This is a genomic window from Ectothiorhodospira shaposhnikovii (assembly GCF_022227765.1).
GTDB lineage: Bacteria > Pseudomonadota > Gammaproteobacteria > Ectothiorhodospirales > Ectothiorhodospiraceae > Ectothiorhodospira.
The window spans coordinates 71,006-90,398 of record NZ_JAJMLZ010000010.1; the positions used below are offsets into that span (position 1 = coordinate 71,006).

The window sequence follows — 19,393 nt, forward strand, 5'->3', positions numbered from 1 at the left end:
CCCTATGAGGACCACCCCTGGCACCGGCGTTTCAGCCACTCCGGCAATTGCGCCACCCCTTCCAGCAGGCCCCTGGGCGCATGGGATTGCAGTTCCCGGGCGGAATGGACACCGGAGGTGACACCCAGGGCGTCGGTACCGGCATTGCGGGCCATCAGCAGATCGTGAGTGCTGTCGCCGATCATCAATGTCCGCGCCGGCATGACGCCCAGCTCGTCCATGATGCCCAGCAACATCTGGGGATGGGGCTTGGAGAGTGTCTCGTCCGCGCAACGGGTCGTCAGAAAGCGAGGCCCCAGGCCCGTTTCCTCCAGCACCCGATCCAGTCCCATCCGTGACTTGCCGGTGGCCACGGCACACCAGTATCCCTGTCCACGCAGGTCATCCAGCAGTTCCGGCACACCCGCAAACAGGGGCATGGGGGTGTCGTCGGTGAACAGGAACCGTTCCCGATAGGCCTGGGTGAAGGCATGGAACAGATCCTCGTCCGCGTCCGGATAGAGCTGCAGGATGGCTTCCCGCATGCCCAGGCCGATCACGTGACGCAGACGCTGTTCCGGCAACGGGGCAATACCCAGGACCTCGATGGTGGACTGCATACAGGTCACAATGCGCGCCACCGAATCCATCAGGGTGCCGTCCCAGTCGAAGACCAGCAGTTGATAGGGGTTTTCAGATGTCACGGGGAAAAGACCTCAATCCAGCGATGCAAGCCGCTTCAGCACCTGCGCCAGCTCCGGTTCCAGCGGGGCTTCGACGGCATAGGTGCGGCCGCTGCCCGGCAGCGTGAAATGCAGGGCACGGGCATGCAGAAATTGGCGCCTGAGCCCCAGTGTCTTCAACCGGCGATTGAACTCGAAATCACCGTAGTGCCGATCGCCCGCCACCGGATGTCCCTCATGGGCGGCGTGCACACGGATCTGATGGGTTCGCCCCGTGCCGATACGGATATCCATCAGGGTGGCTTGGTCAAAACGCCGCACCGGGATGAACAGGCTGTCCGCGTCACGGCCCTCCTCCTCATCCACCTGTACCAGACGGATGCCACCGCGACGGACATTACGGGCCAGACCCGCGTTCACCCGACGCTCCCCCCCCGGCCACCGCCCCGCCAGCAGGGCCAGGTAGATCTTGTCGATCCCACCGCCACGCAGAAGTTCATGAAAGGCCAGCAACGCCTGGCGGTTGCGGGCCAGAACCAGGCAGCCGCTGGTCTCCCGGTCAAGGCGATGGGCCAGTTCCAGGAAGGGCTCGCCACGGCCCATCTTGCGCAAGGCCTCGATGACCCCCAAGGCCACGCCACTGCCCCCATGCACCGGCAGACCGGCGGGCTTGTTGATCACCAGCAGGTCGTCGTCTTCCAGCAGCACCGACCGTTCCAGCAGATCCACCAGCCCCGGGGGTAGCGGCCGGTCGTCCTGACGCGGCTCACTGCGGCTGACCGGCGGAATCCTTACACTATCCCCGGTCACAACCCGGTAATCGGGCTTGGCGCGGCCCTTGTTGACTCGCACCTCACCCTTGCGCAGCAGCCGGTAGACCCGGGTACGAGGCACGCCCTTGAGATGGCGCAGGAGGAAATTGTCCAGGCGCTGTCCGGCATCGGCCGCGCTGACCTGGACGTGGACAACCGTCGAAGGGCTGGATTCGGGGCTTTTGGACATCATCGAATAATAACAGGTCACTCAAAGGTTTGATGGAATTTTACCGGATTGCTATCATGACGTGTCGCGCTGGGTTGACTCGGCAGATATCGGAGCGGCCCCCGCAGCCTCGTGGTTGCCGCAAACCCTCCCGAATCGCCCACCTCCCGCGACCGACAGAACACCAAACGGAGAATGCCTGCCCAGAGGGCATGTGTCGTTCCCCGTCATGGATATCCACGCTCTAGAAAAAAGATCCTTTTGAATATTCTGAGCGGTTTTTTGGACAATCTTGCCCCCACGCCCCCATGCCCTGCACATGCGGGCGTCGTGCTCCCATGGCTGTTCGCATGCGCCCTGATGATCGGCGGCGCGCGCCCCCTCCATGCAGCACCGCCGACGCCGTGTGACCGCCGGGGCGTGGCCGGGCATTGCACCCGAGACACACTTCATGAAACGAATCCTAGTCAATGCCACGCAGCCGGAAGAGCTGCGTGTGGCCATGGTGGACGGCCAGAAACTCTACGATCTGGACATCGAACTGCCTTCCCGCGAACAGAAAAAGGCCAACGTCTACAAGGGTGTCGTCACCCGCGTCGAACCCAGCCTTGAAGCCGCCTTCGTCAACTATGGTTCGGAGCGCCACGGCTTCCTGCCCTTCAAGGAAATTGCCCGCGGCTATCTGAACCAGCCCGACAGCCCCGAAGCCTCGCCGAAAACCTCCCTCAAGGAGGGCATGGAACTCATCGTCCAGGTGGAAAAAGAGGAACGGGGCAACAAGGGCGCCGCCCTGACCACCTTCGTCAGCCTGGCAGGGCGTTATCTGGTGCTCATGCCGAACAACCCCCGGGCCGGCGGCGTGTCACGCCGCATCGAGGGCGAGGAACGCAGCGAGATCCGCGAATCCCTGGCCCAGCTGGACGTCCCTCAGGGCATGGGCCTGATCGCCCGCACCGCCGGTGTCGGCCGCACCGTGGAAGAACTGCAGTGGGATCTGGAATACCTCAAGACCCTCTGGAACTCCATCGCCGAGGCTGCCGAAAGCCGCAAGGCCCCGTTCCTGATCTATCAGGAAAGCAACGTGATCATCCGTACCCTGCGGGATCACATGCGTAACGACATCGCCGAAGTCATCATCGATGATGCCAAGGTCTTCGGTCAGGCGCGGGATTTCGTCCAGCAGGTGATGCCCAACAGTCTGCGCAAGCTCAAGCTCTACGAAGATCATGTCCCCCTCTTCAACCGCTATCAGATCGAAAGCCAGATCGAAGCCGCTTTCCAGCGGGAGGTGACACTGCCCTCCGGCGGTGCCATCGTCATCGACCACACCGAGGCGCTGATCTCCATCGACGTCAACTCCGCCCGCGCCACCAAGGGCAGCGACATCGAGGAAACCGCCCTCAACACCAACCTGGAAGCCGCCGAGGAGATTGCCAGGCAACTGCGCCTGCGGGACTTGGGCGGCCTGATCGTCATCGATTTCATCGACATGGCCCCCAACAAGAACCAGCGCGAGGTGGAAAACCGTCTACGCTCGGCTCTGGAAATGGACCGGGCCAGGGTCCAGGTGGGACGCATCTCCCGCTTCGGCCTGCTGGAGATGTCCCGCCAGCGCCTACGTCCCTCCCTGGGGGAATCCAGCCAGATCGTCTGTCCCCGCTGCAATGGTCACGGCCATATCCGCAGCGTGGAGTCGCTGTCCCTGTCCGTGCTGCGACTGGTGGAAGAAGAGGCCATGAAGGAGAAAACCGGACGCGTGCTGGCTCACCTGCCGGTGGATGTGGCCACCTTCCTGCTGAACGAAAAAAGGGACGTGATCTCCACCATCGAGAGCCGTTACAAAGTGGACATCACCCTGGTGCCCACTCCCAACATGCTGACGCCCCATTTCACGGTACGGCGCATGCGCGGCGAGGAAGTGACGGAAGAACTCGAAGGCAAGAGCAGCTATCAGATCCTGACCGAAGATGAACCGGAACTGGTGAATCAGACCCGCAAGAGCCGGCTGGAGAAGGCGCTGGTGCAGACCATTGCCCCCTCGGCCCCGGTGCAACCGGACATGCAGCCCCGGGCTAGGCCACTCGCCCCTCAGGATCGCCGTGGTGTCTCTCCGGTGTCCCTGCCCGGCCTGTTCAGCCGCATCTGGAGCAGCCTGTTCTCCAATGAAGAGCGCCCGGTGGCGCCGCAGGCCACGCCACCTCGCCCGGCGCAACGCAGTCAACCTGTCCGCGGCTCTGAGTCACAGGGCGGCCAGGCCCACGGCGAACACGCTGACAGCGGCACGCCTCCCGCTCGGCGTGAGCGCCAGCCCCAGGAGAGTGATGCCGAGACGGGCAGGGGACGCTCTCGTCGCAACCCCCGTTCCCGCCGCGGTCGGGATACGGGCAACGATGAGCGCTCGCGCGGCAATGGCGGTCAGCGCCCGGAATCGTCCAGGCGCGTCGAAGAATCCGACGCCGGCAAAACCGTGGAATCCAGAGCGGCCGAGACACCATCGGCGGCCACCGTCGAGGAATCCCGCCCGAGCGAAACCACCCAGCCCCCAGCTCAGGAGCGTCGGGACCGGGACGGTGCCACCGGTAGCGGCACCCGCAGCCGGGGACGCCGTGGTGGGCGCCGTCGTCGCCGCGGCACAGGCTCGGGTGATGAGACGCGCGGCGCGGAAAACAATCGTCAGGGCGATGCTCAGACCACCACGGAGCCGACACAGGAAGGCCGCAAGGCGCCTTCCGACGGTGCGGAGCAACGTTCCGGAGAGGGTGAGGACAGCCGCGCCAGGGATCGGCGCCCGCGTCAGGCAGAAACCGGAGCGACCACGCCCAAAACAGAGCAACCCGGACAGGAATCCCCGGTAGCCGCCCCCCCCGCCGACCCTGACCACCGGCTGCCCCCGCCGCCGGCGGCCAAGCCCTTGGTCGTCTCGACGGAACCCCAGTCTGCCGGGCAACCGGCACCCAAGGTGGAGCCGGCCCGTGAGGCTGCCCAGCCCACCCAGGAGAAGGCGTCACCGGTAAAGGAGACCGCAGGGGAGAAGGATCTGCAGGCCGCCCCCTCGGCCAAGCCGGACGAGGGTGGCAAGGGCGTGGCGGAAGACGCCCGGGAACCCCGTCGCTCGGGTTCCGTCAAGGCCCAGAGACCGGCCGGCAATCGCCGCGGGGAAGGCCGACGCACGACGGCCGGCACCAGCAAGGAAGAGGCCGCCAGGACGGCGAAGGAACATGCCGGCACGGTCGCTACTGCCACCGCTCCGGAACCATCGGCCGCGACTGACAAATCCGCGCCCACCGACAAACCGGCGCCCGCCGGTCCGGTGAACAACGGCAAGGAAACACCGACGACGGACAGCGGCAAGGGCCAGGAAACGACGGATCGCTGACGGCGAGGCCCGATCCGCCACCCGGGCCGGGGGGACTACCCCCGGCCCTTCAACGGAAGATCGTGAGCCTGACAGAGGTGCAACAACAATCCTCTTGAAGCGTCTTCCACCATGTCCATGACCCGCTCAAAGCCGGTGGAACCACCATAGTAAGGGTCCGGCACCTCCCGCTCGGACCAGTGGTTGCCGAACTCCATGAACAGGGACAGACGCATGCCGGGACGCCCCTCGCCCATCAGGCGGACGTTCTCCAGATTGTCCCGGTCCATTACCATCACGTAATCAAACCGTTCCAGATCCGCGCGCTCGATGCGCCGAGCCCGTTGCCCGGACAGGTCAATCCCCCGAGCCTGGGCCGTGCGCCGCGCCCGCTCGTCCGGTGGCTCGCCCACGTGATAGGCATGGGTCCCCGCGGAATCCACATGAAGCAGATCCGCAAGACCGGCCTGTGCCACATGATGTTCGAAGACACCCTGAGCCATGGGGGATCGGCAAATATTCCCCATGCAAACGAACAGGACATTCACTTTCATCTTGAAATCTCCGTCAACAGGCCCGGATTGCCTGCGCCGCTGAAACCATTTCTTGATCATTCATCATCCATCCCGACACTCTCCAGGCACGTTGCCAGGGCGCATCGACGCAGGCTATGGTTAGACCATCCATGGAAACTTCCGCTCCCCAGCTGATTCGTCTCCCACCTGCCGACCTGCAGGCCGGCACGCTGAGCAATCTCCTGCAACGCCTACAGACCGGACAGATCCTCCAGGCCAGGGTTCTGACCGGCAGTCTGAATGCAGGAGATGCCGTCCAGTTACGGCTGGCGGGTGAAACCCTGGCACTGCGCCTGCCGGTGGTCGTGCGCGCCGGGGATAGCCTGCGGATGCAGGTCACCGCCGTCAACCCCAGACTGGAACTGTCCCTGCTGCGGGAAGCATCGTCGCCACAACCCTCCACACCGCAATCTCCGCTGCAGTCCGCGCCACACTCTCCATCGCCGAATACGCCGCAGGCAATCCTGCCGACCTTGCTCCGACAATGGGTGCCCCAGCAGTCGGGACAGGCTCCCCTGCTGGCAAGCCTGCATGCATTGAACCAGCCGGGACAGGCCGGTGCCGCCGGGATTCCCGAACCGCTGACCCAGGCCTTGCAACGTCTGTGGCAGGCCCTGCCCACCCCCTCACACATTGCCACCCCGGAAGGTCTGCGCCAGGTGATGCTGGGGTCGGGCCTGTTCTACGAAGCCCGGCTTGCTCACCCCGCACCTTCGGCGCGCACGGATCTCCCCCAGGACCTGAAGGCACGCCTGCTGTCCCTGGCCGAACAACTGCGCGCCCTGCCCCTGCAGCCGCGCACCTCGTTGCCCCGGGGCGGCCAAGTGACGGCGGATCTGCCGCCGCCCTTGCCCAACACCTTACCGACCGCCCAGCCTCGCGCTCCGGCGGCCGCCGGTACCGCACTCCTGCCCGCCCCTCTGTTGCTGGACGCACTGCGCCAGCAGGTGGAGCGATCCCTGGCCAGACTGGTGATCCACCAGCTTTCGTCCACGGAAAAACCGGACGAGGTTTCTCAGCCACGGTGGCTGCTGGAACTGGCCCTGCGCGCAGAACAGGGGGTCGACATCGTCCATATGCGTCTGGAACGGGAGGCTCGCCAAGGTCACGGGGATGATGCCCGTGAACATGCCTGGAAGGCGGATCTGGCCCTGGATCTGCCGGAACTGGGACCGGTGCATGTCAGGATCGTAGTCCGGGGACAGGATGTCAGCACCCACTTCCGGGTCGGCTCGGAAGAGACACGTCGACGCCTTGAAGACGCGCTACCCCGGCTCAAGGACAACCTGGAAGCCAGGAATCTTCAGGTTCACAGCCTGAACTGCCGCACCGGAACACCCCCGGAACCCTCGCCCACCGCCGCGGACGGCCCCTGGATCGACAGCCACGCCTGATGAAGACACCCATCGAACACAAGCAGGGCCGGCGGCAGGCAATTGCGTTGCACTACGGCGGCAGCGGCGCCCCACGCCTGACGGCCAAGGGTGAAGGGGAGCTGGCGGAGCGGATACTGGACATCGCCAGGGCCCATGATGTGCCCGTTCATCGGGATGCCGCCCTGAGCATGACCCTTTCCCGCGTCCCCCTGGGTGAGGAGATTCCGGAAAATCTCTATGTGGCGGTGGCGGAAGTCCTGGCCTTCATCTACCTGCTCAGCGGCAGGACGCCCGCCGATGCCGGCAGACATCAGGACACGGACTGATCGCGATGCATGGCCAGCAGCAGTTCCGCCTCCCCCGATGAGAGCCCGCAACTGGCCACTAGGTCATCCCGGGTCGCCCCCTGTCTGACCATGCGCATGGCCTGCCGGTAAGGGCCTTCGTCCACATCGCGCATGAGCACCTGTTCCTGCTGCTCCGCCAGACGCCGCAGTTGCTGATCCACCTTCTTGCGATAAGCCTCGAACTGCTGTTCCTCGCTGTGCAGCGCACTGAGTGCGCCCCTCAGGGCCAGCACGGAGGTTTCCTGCAGGCTCAGGCGCTTGCGCACGCCATCCAGTTGGTGCTTGAGCCAGAAACAGGCCGCGGCACTTGCCATGGCAATCAGCAAGGCCAGGGTCATGACGATGTAAGGAATCATGCGTATTCGTCTATGTGGTTGGGGTCATCATCCCGGTCAGACCTGCGCGGCGGCCCGGAGGGCGGCTTGCCGTCATCCTGACTCTCGTCGTCCGCATCGTCTTCCGGTCGCTTGCGACGGGGCGGAGAACGGGGAAACCGCCCCCGCTCGTCCCCTTCCTCGGGCACGGGGCGCCCCGGCACCAGTGGGTGGGCAGGCGGAATCGGGAGATCTGCGGCCATGGCGTGCCTCCGGAAAAGAAGGTCATCCCTCTTAAAGGGTTGCCACCTCGGCCCACTCATCATCGGTGAGCAGCTTGTTGAGGTCAACCACGATGGTCAGCTCGCCGTCACGACTGGCCACGCCCTGGATGTACTTGGAGCTTTCATCGTTGCCCACGTTCGGAGCCGGCTCCACATCCCGGGCCGCCAGCTCGATGACTTCGGCCACGCTGTCCACCATGATGCCCACCACCTGTCCACCCACCTCGATGATGACGATCCTGGAGGCATCATCGGACTCCTTGTCCATCAGCCCCATGCGACGACGGGCATCAATCACCGTGACCACATTGCCGCGCAGGTTGATGATACCGAGCACATAATGGGGTGCCCCGGGTACCGGCGCGATCTCCGTCACCCGCAGCACTTCCTGCACCTGCATGACGTTGATGGCATAGGTCTCCTCCGCAAGCCGGAAGGTGACGTACTGAGTGGCAGCTGCCGCCTGGGATTCTTTTGCCATGAAATGAAACCTCTGTTCGGGCCGGGTGCATCATGTCATGTGACCGGCAATGGATCTTGATATTGGAATTCAGGCTGCAGGAAATGCCTTCAGCCCCAGGTCCCCTGTTCCAGGCTCCGGGCCAGATAATCCGCATCCAGTATCGCACACAGATGCTTGATCACCGTGCCGGAGAGCCAGGGCCGCTTGCCGCTGGGCGAACGCCAGCGCACCAGCTCGGGAGACAGGGTCAGGGTCTCTTCCACCCGGTCACAGACCAGTCCCCAACGCCCCTCGTCGATGAGAATCAGGTTGCCGGGAGGCGGCCTTTGCGCCAGACGATCCGGTGGCAGTACATGGGGGCTGATATCCACCACCTTCACCTTGCGGCCGTGGTGCTCCGTCAGTCCCAGAAACAGGGCACTGTGACCGGGCATGGGGGTAATGTCCCTGGGCATCGCCAGAATGCCGGTCAGTTTGACCAGTGGAATCGCCAGCGTCACCCCGCCCAGCCGGAACAGCAGACACTGAAAGGGCTTCCGTGCCCAGGCCGGGGGGTGATCCTGCACCGGTGCCGTCGGGGGCGGCGGCGGTGCGACAGGTACCGGCTTGATCGGGGTCACCAGGGCGCGTGCCGGGGCGGCGGGCGCGGTCTTGACGACGGCCGGCGGTGCCTCCGGCGCGGACGGCCGTGGCGTGACTTCCGCAATTTCCTGCAGCAGGTCATCCAGATAGGCGGTGAGTGCCTGGGGTTCATCCACCACCGTGATCCGTTGCTTGCGCGCCTCCGGCCTGTCATCCCGCTGGTTCATGATGCGGCCCTTTGACGAAAGTCGTCCTGTCCCAGTAGGCTCGCCAGCAGGCGTGCGTAGGCCTCCGTCCCCCGGGCGTCCGGCGCCATGATGGGCAGGGGCATGCCGGCAATGGCCGCTTCCCTGAACTTGGTATCCACCGTGATCACGCCTTGCCAGAGGCAGTCGCTGTAATTGTCACGCAGCTCCCACAGCGCCTGGGTGGAGGCGCGGGTACGGCGATCGAACAGGGTGGGTACCACCACGTATTCCAGGCTGTCCTTGCGGGAACGCTGGATCATCTTCAATGTCTGCAGCATGCGGTCCAGCCCGCGAATGGCCAGATATTCCGTCTGTACCGGGATGAGCAGCTTGCTGCAGGCCGCCAGTGCATTCACCATCAACACCCCCAGCATGGGCGGACAATCCAGCAGGACGTATTCAAAGCGCCCCTGGAGTCCCTGGATCGCCCGTTTGATAACCAGCCCCATGCCTTCCCGGGTCCCCAGCTGACGATCCAGCGTGGCCTGGGCCGTCGATGCGGGCAGGATGTACAGGTGATCGAAGCGGGTGGCGCGTACCGCCCCGGCCGCCTGGATCGGCCGGCCTTCCGCGGCCTGGTGAAACAGGCTGTAGACGCCGCCGGTCGCGCCTTCCGGATCACCGCCGAAATAAGCGGTCAGGGAACCGTGCGGGTCCAGGTCCACCAGCAGGGTCTCATGCCCCCTGGCTGCCAGCAGCCCGCCCAGGGATACCGTGGAGGTGGTCTTGCCCACCCCCCCCTTCTGATTGGCGACAGCCCATACTACGGTCATGGCTGATCCTCCAAAGTACGTCGTCCCTGGTGCAACAGTATCTGGATATCCTCGCGCAGCATCTCCGGCGGGGCACCCTCTCCCATGCCGGGACGACGCCCCGCCAGCACCACGATGTTGACACGACGATTCCGCAGACGCCCTTCCGGTGTCGCATTGTCGGCCTTGGGGCGGTATTCACCGAATCCGATGGCCGCCATCTGCTCCGGATCCACCCCGTTGCGGGCAAACAGGTTGACCACGGTGGCGGCCCGCCCGGATGACAGCTCCCAATTGGAAGGATAGACCGGCGTGCTGATGGGTATATTGTCGGTATGACCTTCCACATGGATGCGCGCGGGAAACTGGGCCAGGATGGCGGCCAGTCTCTCCAGTATCGGCACCGCTTCCGATGCCAGTTCGGCACTGCCGCTGGCGAACAGGATGCTGGTATTGATCTGGACCTCGATCCAGAGTCGATCCCGTCCTACCTCGATCAGGCCTGCCTCGATCAATGGCGCCATGGCCACCTCGATCTGGTCCGCCATGGCATTGATGCCCTCGATGGCTACCGACAGTCCGTCCAGATCCATGTCCACCAGAATCTCTTCCAGGCTGCGGGTCATCTGCCCCAGTTCCGCAGGAGAGGTGATGGGCGGCGGCTCCACCACGGAAGGACGTGGTGAGCGGGTCAGATCACCCACCTGAACCGGCTCGATGGTTCTGGGGGTAGCCCTGAAGGCCTCGACCAGAGACTCGGAAAGGATCCGGTACTTACCTTCGTTGAGCGACGAGATCGCATACATCACCACGAAGAAGGCCAACAGGAGGGTCAGCAGATCCGCATAGGGGATCGCCCAGGCCTCGTGATTGACATGATCCTCGTGTTTTTTGCGACGTCTCGACATGACAGGCTTCCAGCAACCTCCTCAGAGCCGCGGCCATGGTGCATGGCCCAACGGATCAGTGCAGATACCCCTGCAGTTTGGTTTCGATATTGCGCGGGTTCTCACCCTCGGCAATGGAGATGATTCCTTCAATGATCATTTCCCGATAAGACCCCTGATTCTGGATGATGGCCTTGAGCTTGTTGGCCACGGGCAGGAAAAACAGGTTGGCCGAGGCAATCCCGTAGATGGTGGCCACAAAGGCCGCCGCGATGCCGGCACCCAGGCGACTGGGATCGGCCAGGTTCTGCATCACTGCCATCAGGCCCATCACCGCGCCGATGATGCCCATGGTCGGTGCATAGATGCCCATGCTTTCATAGACCTTGGCGGCCTGGGTGTGAAAATCTTCACGGGTCTGGCTGTCCACTTCCAGAATCGTGCGGATGGTCTCGGGCTCCGTGCCGTCCACCAACAGCTGCAGGCCCTTGCGGGCGAACGGGTCTTCCTCGGTTTCCGCCAGCGACTCAAGCCCCAGCAGGCCCTCCTTGCGGGCCACCTGACTCCAGCCGATGATCCGCTCGATGATCGCCTCCGGATCCAGACGCGGCGGCATGAAGGCCCAAGGCAGGATCTTCATGGACTGCAGGAACACCGCCGGCCGGGCCTGGATCAGGGCGGCGGCGATGGTACCGATCACCACAATCACGAACGCGGCCAGATTCCACAGAGCTGCCAGGCCACTGCCCTTGGCAATGGTGCCACCGAAAATGGCCACCAGGGCCAGCAGTACACCGATCAGCGTCAGGATATCCATGGGTCAGCTCCCCTCCGCCAGCAACCTGCCGATCTGAGAGAGCGGCAGAATCCGATCCGCAAGCCCCGCATCCACCACCGCGGCCGGCATGCCGTACACCACGCAGCTCTCCTCATCTTGGGCCCAGATCTTCGAACCGCAGCGTTTCAGGAGTCGCGCTCCCTCCCGACCGTCGGCACCCATGCCGGTCATGATGATGGCCAGGGCATCGCCGCGAAACACCGCGGCAGCGGAATTGAAAGTGACATCCACGCTGGGGCGATAGTGTTGCTCGGGTGAACTGTCGGTGATCCTGATCCGTTGCTGGCCTGAACGGGCCTCCACCAGCATCTGCCTGCCGCCGGGGGCCAGCAGGGCCAGTCCCGGGGCCAGCACATCGCCGTCGGCCGCTTCCTTGACCCGGATCCGGCACAGCTGATCCAGGCGCTGAGCGAAGGCCGGCGTGAAGGTGCCCGGCATATGCTGCACCAACAACAACGGAAGTGGAAAATGGGCGGGCAGTTCGGACAGCACCTTCTGCAGTGCCAAAGGCCCTCCCGTGGAGGTCCCGATAAGAACCACCCGAAAATCCCTGAGCTGGATCGGGGTGCGATCCGGGACGCTCCTGGCCGATCGGGGTACCGGCGTACCGGCAGGCGGCACGACCATCACCGGCCTGCCCGACAGTGGCGGCGCCGGCGTCACGCGAGAAGCGGCGCCGGATGGCGAGGCAACCGCCGTGGTTGAGGTCGTGGGCCGGGAGAAGCGCCGCCGACCCACTGCCTTGACACGCCGTCGCAGCACTTCCTTGGCGTGCTCCTGGTCACGGGCAATCTCCTCGAATTTCTTCGGCAGGAAATCCACCGCCCCGGCCTCCAGGGCATCCAGGGTGGCCTTGGCCCCTTCGGTGGTGATGGAGGAAAACATCAGGATCGGCACCGGATGACGGGCCATGATGCGCTTGACGGCGGTGATGCCGTCCATCACCGGCATCTCGATATCCATGGTGATCACGTCCGGACCCAGACTGGCGGCCAGTTCCACCGCCTCCTGGCCGTTGCCGGCAGTCCCCACCACCTCAATGGACGGATCGGCATTCAGGATTTCCACGATGCGACGCCGGAAGAATCCGGAATCGTCCACCACCAGAACGCGAACCGCCATCAAGTCTCTCCGTCTTTTCCAGGTCATGGGCCCTCGCGTCCGAGTCGATCGGGATGATGCGAGAGCAGGTCAGATCAATGCCTTCTGGCGTAATTCTTCAAAAGCCCAGGCACGTCAAGAATCAGCGCAATGCCACCATCACCGGTGATGGTCGCCCCCGCCAGACCGGGAACGCCGTGCAGCATGTTGCCCAGGGGCTTGATGACCACCTCTTCCTGGCCGATCAGGCTGTCCACCACGAAGCCCACGCGCTGATTACCGCTGAACACCACCACCACATGCCCCATGCCCCGGTATTCATCGCTGCTGCCGGGCACAAGCCACCGCCGCAGATAGTAAAGCGGCAGGGAGCGATTACGCACCATGATGACCTCCTGGTCATCCACGCGGTTGGTCCGGGACAGATCCAGGTCGAAAATTTCACTCACATTGGCCAACGGCAACGCAAAACGCTGCCGGCCCAGCACCACCATCAAGGTGGGCAGGATGGCCAGGGTCAGCGGCAGACGGATGCTCAGGGTACTGCCCTTGCCCAGTTCGGAAGTGACTTCCACCCGCCCATTGAGCTGGGCAATCCGGGTCTTGACCACATCCATGCCGACACCGCGACCGGAGACGTCGGAAATTTCGGTCTTGGTGGAAAAGCCCGCCCTGAAGATGAGATTGAAGGCATCGTGATCGGAAAGCCGTGATGCCGCATCTTCATCCATCAGTCCCTTTTCCACCGCCTTCCCGCGCAACACCTCCGGGTCCATGCCCTTGCCGTCATCGGAGATGGTCAGCAGGATATGATCACCCTCCTGGGCTGCGGACAGGACCACGTGACCGGCACGGGGCTTACCGGCGGCCAGGCGCTCCTCCGGCGACTCGATGCCGTGATCGACCGCATTTCGCACCAGATGCACCAGGGGGTCGGCCAGGGCCTCCACCAGGTTCTTGTCAAGATCGGTGTCCTCCCCCCACAGTTCCAGATTGACCTCCTTTTTCAGGCTGCGGGCCAGATCCCGGACCACCCGGGGAAAGCGCCCGAACACCTTCTTGATCGGCTGCATCCGGGTCTTCATCACCGCGGCCTGCAGATCCGCCGTGACCACGTCCAGGTTGGTCACGGCCTTGGATACCTGTTCATCCCGCATCCGGGAGCGCAGGGTCGCCAGGCGGTTGCGCACCAGCACCAGTTCCCCCACCAGATTCATGATGTCATCCAGACGCTTGGTATCCACCCGGACCGAGGTATCAGCCAGAGCGGCGGGCTTGGCTCCCTTGTCGACACCACCGACCGGCGTCTCCGTCGGCGGCGCAGGCCTGGCAGCGGACGGCGCCGGAGCGGCGGGTGTCACGGGTTTGGGCGCCGCCCCCTTGCCATGGAGATTATCCAGCAGGTTTTCAAACTCATCATCGGTGATGATGTCCCCCGCCCCCGGGGAGGATGCCGGCTGGGCAGAGGCCGCCCCCGGCTTTCTGCCCTGCAGCGCATCCAGGAGTTGGTCAAACTCTTCATCACTGATGGTGTCACCCTCGGCCCGATGCGTGCCGGCGGACATCGGCGATGGTACGGCGGCGGCGGGCGACGGTTGCGGGCCGCCATTCTGCTTCTGATCCTGCAGAGCGTCCAACAGGGCTTCAAACTCATCATCCGTAATGTCCCCCTGCAACTCCCCCGATGCCGATGCCGGTGCGGGCGGAGGCTCGGGTGCCGCGGGGATCGCTGGAGGGGGCGGCGGTGCCGATGCCTCCTCTTCTCCCTCGGGTAGCGTCAGGGGTTCCAAGGCAGCCATCAGCGGGTCCGGCGCGGGCGCCGGCTGCGTGCCGGAACGCACCTCGTCGAACATCCGATTCAGCACATCAACCACCTGAAGGATGATATCCATCAGGTTGCTGTCCACATGGCGCTGGCCCTGGCGCAGCAGGTTGAAGACATCCTCGGCGCGATGGCAGATCTTGACCAGGTTATCCAGACTCAGGAACCCGGCTCCGCCCTTGATGGTGTGAAAGCTGCGAAAGACCGCATTGAGCAGGTCCTTGTCATCGGGGGTCTGTTCCAGCTGCACCAGCTGCTCACTGAGACCCTCCAGCAATTCGCCGGCCTCAACCAGAAAGTCCTGCAGGATTTCGTCGTCGGTATCCAGACTCATGTCCGTCTCTCACGCCCGGTGCAAACGCACCCTGATATTCCGGTTTGGCGGCCGGAGCGGCGAAATCTGAAACCGGCGGGTGCTCCGATGACAGGCCCGGCCTTAAAATCCAAGACTGGACAACAGGTCATCCACATCATCCTGGCTTTTCACCACGTCACCATGATCCGAGGTCCCCTTGACCGCGGGACCCGTCGGCTGAACCCCCGCGTCCCTGTCCTTGCCCTCCGGCGTGGACAGGCGCTTGCCGGAAATCCGCACCAGCCCCACCAGGTTATCCTCCAGATCCTGCACCAGGGTCATGACGCGACGAATGACCTGCCCCGTCAGATCCTGGAAATCCTGGGCCATCAGCACTTCCGACAGCTGACTGCGCAGGGTTTCCGCGTCCCGTTCCGTATCCTGGAGAAAGTCGGCCAGGGCCTGACTCACCGACCGGAACTCGTCCACGGTCATTTCCCGCTGGCGAAAACGGGCCCAGTCGGCCCCGAGTATCCGTGCCCGATTTGCCAGTGCCTCGGAAACCGGCAATGCCGCCTCCACGGCATTGAGGGTGCGATGGGCCGCCTGATCGGTCATGGCAACCACATAGTTGAGGCGTTCCTTGGCATCGGGAATATCCTGGTGTGTCAGTTCGGAGAGCCGGGAATCCAGACGGAAACTGTTCAGAGCCTCGTGCAGATCACGGGTCAGCTTGCCCAGCTCCTGGAACAGCAGGCTCTCGTGCATGCGACCCATTTCCTCGATGAGACGCCCTGCCCCTTCCTCGTCCCCCGACTCCATGAGCGTGACCAGCTCCCGGGCACGTTCCAGCTGCTGCTGTCTGAACAGGGCTTCTTTGCTGTCTTCCTGGTTCTCCATGACGTTGTTCACCCTTTTTCCTGAAGCCGCTCGAAGATCTTGTTGATCTTCTCCTTCAGGGTTTCCGCGGTGAAAGGCTTGACGATATAGCCATTGACGCCGGCTTGGGCCGCTTCAACAATCTGCTCTCGCTTGGCTTCCGCCGTCACCATCAGGACGGGCATGTCCTTGAGGCGGGGATCGGCACGCACAGCCCGCAGCAGATCAATGCCGGGCATGCCGGGCATGTTCCAGTCGGTGACCAGGAAGTCATAGTTACCGTTCTGCAGCATGGGCAGCGCAGTGCTGCCGTCATCAGCCTCGGCGGTATTGTTGTATCCAAGATCCCGCAGCAAATTCTTGATAATGCGGCGCATCGTGGAAAAATCATCCACGATGAGGATCTTCATGTTCTTGTCCACAATAACCTCCCGATTAAACACGTACCGAAGCGAGATCCCCGAACGGGGCGCTCCGGCATTCTGAAATCAAATTCTGCCGGCAAGCGGGGAATCAGACCCGCTCACCGTCGGCCACCCAGTCGGCCATGCGGGCCCGGAGACGAACCAGCGCCTGACCATGGATCTGACACACCCGGGACTCACTGACACCGAGCACTTCACCGATCTCCCGCAGGTTCAGTTCGTCATCATAATACAGCGAGAGGATCAAACGCTCCCGTTCGGGCAAGGCATTGACGTGCTCGGCCAGGGCTGTCTGAAAATCCATCCGGGTGATGGACTCCAGGGGCGTCTGCCCCTGGGCCGGGAGGAAATTGTCCACATCACCATCCCCGTCGCAAAGATCATCAAAACCCAGCACCCGGCTGCCGGCGGCATCCCGCAGCATGTCGTGGTAGGTGTCCAGGTCCACGCCCAGGGCAGCCGCGATTTCCGCACCGCTTGCCTCGCGCCCTTCCCGGTTTTCAATTTCCCGGATCACCTCGCTGATGCGCCGGGCATTGCGATGCACGGAGCGGGGGGTCCAGTCACTGCGACGGACCTCGTCCAGCATGGCACCTCGGATCCGGATGCCGGCATAGGTCTCGAAACTGGCCCCCTGGGAAGGGTCATAATGACGGGCAGCCTCCAGCAGACCGATGACCCCGGACTGGATCAGGTCTTCCACCTGCACATTGGCAGGCAGGCGGGCGAGCAGATGGTAAGCGATTCGCTTGACCAAGGCGACATGCTCATCCACCAGTCGAGTATGATCTGACTCTGCGCTGGCATACATGGCTATGGCACTGATGTGACTGGCTCCAGGTCGTTTCGACCACTGTTGATCAACCTTTCCACAAAAAATTCGATCCCGCCCCGGGTGTTGCGGGGCATGGGCCATTGATCGACGCGACCGGCAATGCTGCGAAAGGCACGGGCGGCAGGGCTGGAGGGATAGGCCTCCAGCACAGTCTGCCGACGCTGCACGGCCTTGCGCAACAGGTCGTCATGAGGAATGGCGCCGACGTAATCAAGGATCACGTCCTCCAGAAAACGGTCACAGACGGACACCAGCTTGCGAAACAGGGCCCTGCCCTCATCCTCATTGTCGTTACGGACCATGTTGGCGAGGATGCGAAACCGCATCAGGCCATGATCCCGGTGCAGCACCTTGATCAGGGCATAGGCATCGGTGATGGAGGCCGGCTCGTCGCACACCACCACCAGCACCTCCTGAGCCGCCCGGCAGAACCGGGTCACGCTGTCATGCAGGCCTGCCGCGGTATCCACCACCAGTACATCCAAGGGGTGAGACAGGGCGCTGAAGGCACGAATGATACCGACATGCTGTGCCGGTTCCAGATCCGCCATGCGGGCAATGCCCGAGGCCGCCGGCACGATCAGCATGCCGGCGGGGCCTTCCAGCAACACCTCTTCCAGCGTCTTTTCGCCGTTGAGGACATGGTACAGGTTGGCCTTGGGCTGCAACCCCAACAACACGTCCACATTGGCCAACCCCAGATCCGCATCCAGCAGCATGACCCGCTTGCCGCCCTGGGCCAGGGCCGCGGACAGGTTCACCGACACATTGGTCTTGCCCACCCCGCCCTTGCCGCTGGACACCGCCAGCACGCGCACCGGGGACACCGCTCCCGCCGGCGGGGATAACCGGGCCATATTGGGCTCACTGGCTGGAGGCATGGACATACCTGGCATTGGGCTGGTTGATGGGCTCGCGGAACATGGGAGAAACCACCTGGGCCTGACGGGCATCCGCCCGCTCGCCACCGGCATCCGCCATCCTGGCGGCGGTGGCCACCAGTCGGGCGGCACGGGCCGGACGCAAATCATCGGGGATGCGCTGGCCTTCGCTGACGAAGGTCAGCGGCAGGCCTGCCCGGATCAGGGTCGACAGGGCCTCGCCCAACGAAGCGGCTTCATCCACCTTGGTCAGTACGCACCCCTCCGGCTGCAATCGGGCAAAGGATTTCACGGTCTCCGTCATCACGGCCTTCTGCACATTGGCGGCCATCACCAACAGGGTCCTGGCGGAAGGCAGTGCCGTCAGGGATTCCAGTTCGGCCAGCAGCTTCATGTCCCGCTGATTGGTACCCGCCGTATCAATGATGACCAGCCGCTTGGATTTCAACCCCTCTAGCATATCGCCCAGCTGGCGTGCTGTCTGCGCCAGATAGACGGGAACCTCAAGGATCTGACCAAAGGTCTGCAACTGTCGATGAGCGCCGATGCGGTAGGCGTCCGTGGTGATCAGGGCCACCGAGTCATGGCCGTGCCTGAGGCTCTGCAACGCCGCCAGCTTGGCCACCGTCGTGGTCTTGCCCACGCCGCTCGGCCCCACCAGGGTGATGATGCCGGCCTGATCCAGGATACCGTCCGGAGTGACCGCCAGGCGACCGGACAGCTGGGTCAGGGCCTCCTGCCAGGCCTCCGCGGGGTCCTCGGGATGACTGACAGCCAAGGCAATCTCCTTGGCCAGCTCCGGCTCCAACCCCATGCGCTGTAACCGGGCCACCACGCCGGCCCGACCCGGATCACGGCGCATGAACTCCTGGCCCGCCAGACTGGCAAGCTGGTCCTGCAGCATGGCGCGCAACCCCTGAATTTCTTTCTGCATGGCCAGCAGCGTGGGCTCCTGGGACCATTCGATGTTGACGACCTTGCGGGCCTTGGCCGGTTTCACGGGCTCGGGTTCCGTGGCCGGAGGCGGCGGATCGACCACCGGCGTCATCAGGGCGGGCAGCCCCTCCTCCGCCCAACCATCATCACGACGGGCGCGCAGAGGCGGAAATTCCCCCGTCTGGACTCGGATGCCTTCCCGGAGTGCGGGAGCTTGTACCGCCTCGGGCCGAGGCGTCCCGGGACTGCGCGGGGCCTCCGGCCCGTCATCGGGCGCGCCGGAGCCGGCCCCCACGGCGGGAGAGACCGTCCGTTCGGCGGCAAGGGGTGAGGGTCTGGACAGGGGCGAGGGTCTGGATACCGGCTCACCCGACTGGGCGGCCATCTCCATTACCGCCTCCTCGTCATAGTCCATGGCGGCGATCAACTCAATGCCGCCCTCCACGCTGCGGCTGGAAAGGATCACCGCATCCGGTCCCTGACTCTCCCGCACCAGGCGGATGGCCTGGCGCATATCCGGTGCAAAATAGCGTTTTATCTTCATGACGGTAACCC

Annotated in this window: 20 protein-coding genes; 3 read left to right on the forward strand and 17 right to left on the reverse strand. The window is 63.9% G+C overall.

Annotated features, from left to right (window positions below; all coding sequences use genetic code 11):
- Positions 1-2: 2 nt before the first annotated feature.
- Together LQD11_RS13690 and LQD11_RS13695 are read right to left on the reverse strand one after the other, a co-directional pair.
- Entirely contained in the window at positions 3-683 is a 681-nt protein-coding gene (locus tag LQD11_RS13690; RefSeq protein ID WP_238618045.1) for an HAD family hydrolase, read from the reverse strand.
- Positions 684-695: 12 nt separating this feature from the next.
- On the reverse strand, positions 696-1,667 hold the full coding sequence (locus LQD11_RS13695) for an RluA family pseudouridine synthase (RefSeq protein ID WP_338081495.1): 972 nt from the start codon (positions 1,665-1,667) through the stop codon (positions 696-698).
- A 427-nt stretch (positions 1,668-2,094) separates the two neighbouring features.
- On the opposite strand from LQD11_RS13695, the gene LQD11_RS13700 reads away from it, so the two are divergent.
- Entirely contained in the window at positions 2,095-5,019 is a 2,925-nt protein-coding gene (locus tag LQD11_RS13700) for an Rne/Rng family ribonuclease (RefSeq protein WP_238618047.1), read from the forward strand.
- Between the two features lie 35 nt (positions 5,020-5,054).
- Here the strand turns inward: LQD11_RS13700 and LQD11_RS13705 are convergent, their stop codons facing one another.
- A complete protein-coding gene (locus LQD11_RS13705; protein WP_238618048.1) occupies positions 5,055-5,552 on the reverse strand; it encodes a low molecular weight protein-tyrosine-phosphatase in 498 nt (165 codons plus the stop codon).
- A 131-nt stretch (positions 5,553-5,683) separates the two neighbouring features.
- Between LQD11_RS13705 and fliK the strand changes: the two genes are divergently transcribed.
- Both fliK and LQD11_RS13715 read left to right on the forward strand, forming a co-directional pair.
- Positions 5,684-6,967, forward strand: a complete 1,284-nt coding sequence (gene fliK, locus LQD11_RS13710; protein WP_238618049.1) for a flagellar hook-length control protein FliK — start codon at positions 5,684-5,686, stop codon at positions 6,965-6,967.
- Positions 6,967-7,275 (forward strand): EscU/YscU/HrcU family type III secretion system export apparatus switch protein, encoded by a 309-nt coding sequence (locus tag LQD11_RS13715; protein ID WP_238618050.1) that lies wholly within the window; start codon positions 6,967-6,969, stop codon positions 7,273-7,275. Before fliK ends, LQD11_RS13715 begins: the two co-directional genes overlap by 1 nt.
- Here LQD11_RS13715 and LQD11_RS13720 read toward each other — a convergent pair.
- The 14 genes from LQD11_RS13720 to flhF all read right to left on the reverse strand — a co-directional run bounded on the left by LQD11_RS13720 (position 7,260) and on the right by flhF (position 19,382).
- Entirely contained in the window at positions 7,260-7,652 is a 393-nt protein-coding gene (locus LQD11_RS13720; protein WP_238618051.1) for a DUF2802 domain-containing protein, read from the reverse strand. The two genes, LQD11_RS13715 and LQD11_RS13720, sit on opposite strands and share 16 nt — an antisense overlap.
- Positions 7,649-7,873, reverse strand: coding sequence for a hypothetical protein (locus LQD11_RS13725; RefSeq protein ID WP_238618052.1), 225 nt, complete (start codon positions 7,871-7,873; stop codon positions 7,649-7,651). The genes LQD11_RS13720 and LQD11_RS13725 overlap by 4 nt, the downstream gene beginning before the upstream one ends.
- 31 nt (positions 7,874-7,904) lie before the next feature.
- Positions 7,905-8,375, reverse strand: coding sequence for a chemotaxis protein CheW (locus LQD11_RS13730; protein WP_238618053.1), 471 nt, complete (start codon positions 8,373-8,375; stop codon positions 7,905-7,907).
- Positions 8,376-8,464: 89 nt separating this feature from the next.
- Entirely contained in the window at positions 8,465-9,166 is a 702-nt protein-coding gene (locus LQD11_RS13735) for a chemotaxis protein CheW (RefSeq protein ID WP_238618054.1), read from the reverse strand.
- Positions 9,163-9,960, reverse strand: coding sequence for a ParA family protein (locus LQD11_RS13740; RefSeq protein ID WP_238618055.1), 798 nt, complete (start codon positions 9,958-9,960; stop codon positions 9,163-9,165). The genes LQD11_RS13735 and LQD11_RS13740 overlap by 4 nt, the downstream gene beginning before the upstream one ends.
- Positions 9,957-10,847 carry a flagellar motor protein MotD gene (gene motD, locus LQD11_RS13745; RefSeq protein ID WP_238618056.1) on the reverse strand — a complete coding sequence of 297 codons (891 nt, stop codon included), beginning with the start codon at positions 10,845-10,847 and terminating at the stop codon, positions 9,957-9,959. Before motD ends, LQD11_RS13740 begins: the two co-directional genes overlap by 4 nt.
- Positions 10,848-10,902: 55 nt before the next feature.
- The gene (locus LQD11_RS13750; protein WP_238618057.1) at positions 10,903-11,643 is read right to left on the reverse strand and encodes a flagellar motor protein; all 741 of its coding nucleotides are present in this window, start codon (positions 11,641-11,643) and stop codon (positions 10,903-10,905) included.
- A gap of 3 nt (positions 11,644-11,646) precedes the next feature.
- A complete protein-coding gene (locus LQD11_RS13755) occupies positions 11,647-12,786 on the reverse strand; it encodes a protein-glutamate methylesterase/protein-glutamine glutaminase (RefSeq protein ID WP_238618058.1) in 1,140 nt (379 codons plus the stop codon).
- Positions 12,787-12,860: 74 nt separating this feature from the next.
- Positions 12,861-14,921: a chemotaxis protein CheA gene (locus LQD11_RS13760; protein WP_238618059.1), complete on the reverse strand. Its 2,061-nt coding sequence runs from the start codon at positions 14,919-14,921 to the stop codon at positions 12,861-12,863.
- Between the two features lie 102 nt (positions 14,922-15,023).
- Positions 15,024-15,782, reverse strand: a complete 759-nt coding sequence (locus LQD11_RS13765; protein WP_238618106.1) for a protein phosphatase CheZ — start codon at positions 15,780-15,782, stop codon at positions 15,024-15,026.
- A gap of 8 nt (positions 15,783-15,790) precedes the next feature.
- Positions 15,791-16,171 carry a chemotaxis response regulator CheY gene (locus tag LQD11_RS13770; RefSeq protein ID WP_238618060.1) on the reverse strand — a complete coding sequence of 127 codons (381 nt, stop codon included), beginning with the start codon at positions 16,169-16,171 and terminating at the stop codon, positions 15,791-15,793.
- A gap of 103 nt (positions 16,172-16,274) precedes the next feature.
- On the reverse strand, positions 16,275-16,997 hold the full coding sequence (locus LQD11_RS13775; RefSeq protein ID WP_238618061.1) for an RNA polymerase sigma factor FliA: 723 nt from the start codon (positions 16,995-16,997) through the stop codon (positions 16,275-16,277).
- A 2-nt stretch (positions 16,998-16,999) separates the two neighbouring features.
- The gene (locus LQD11_RS13780) at positions 17,000-17,839 is read right to left on the reverse strand and encodes a MinD/ParA family protein (RefSeq protein WP_476700532.1); all 840 of its coding nucleotides are present in this window, start codon (positions 17,837-17,839) and stop codon (positions 17,000-17,002) included.
- A 46-nt stretch (positions 17,840-17,885) separates the two neighbouring features.
- Positions 17,886-19,382 carry a flagellar biosynthesis GTPase FlhF gene (flhF, locus tag LQD11_RS13785; RefSeq protein WP_238618062.1) on the reverse strand — a complete coding sequence of 499 codons (1,497 nt, stop codon included), beginning with the start codon at positions 19,380-19,382 and terminating at the stop codon, positions 17,886-17,888.
- Positions 19,383-19,393: the final 11 nt, after the last annotated feature.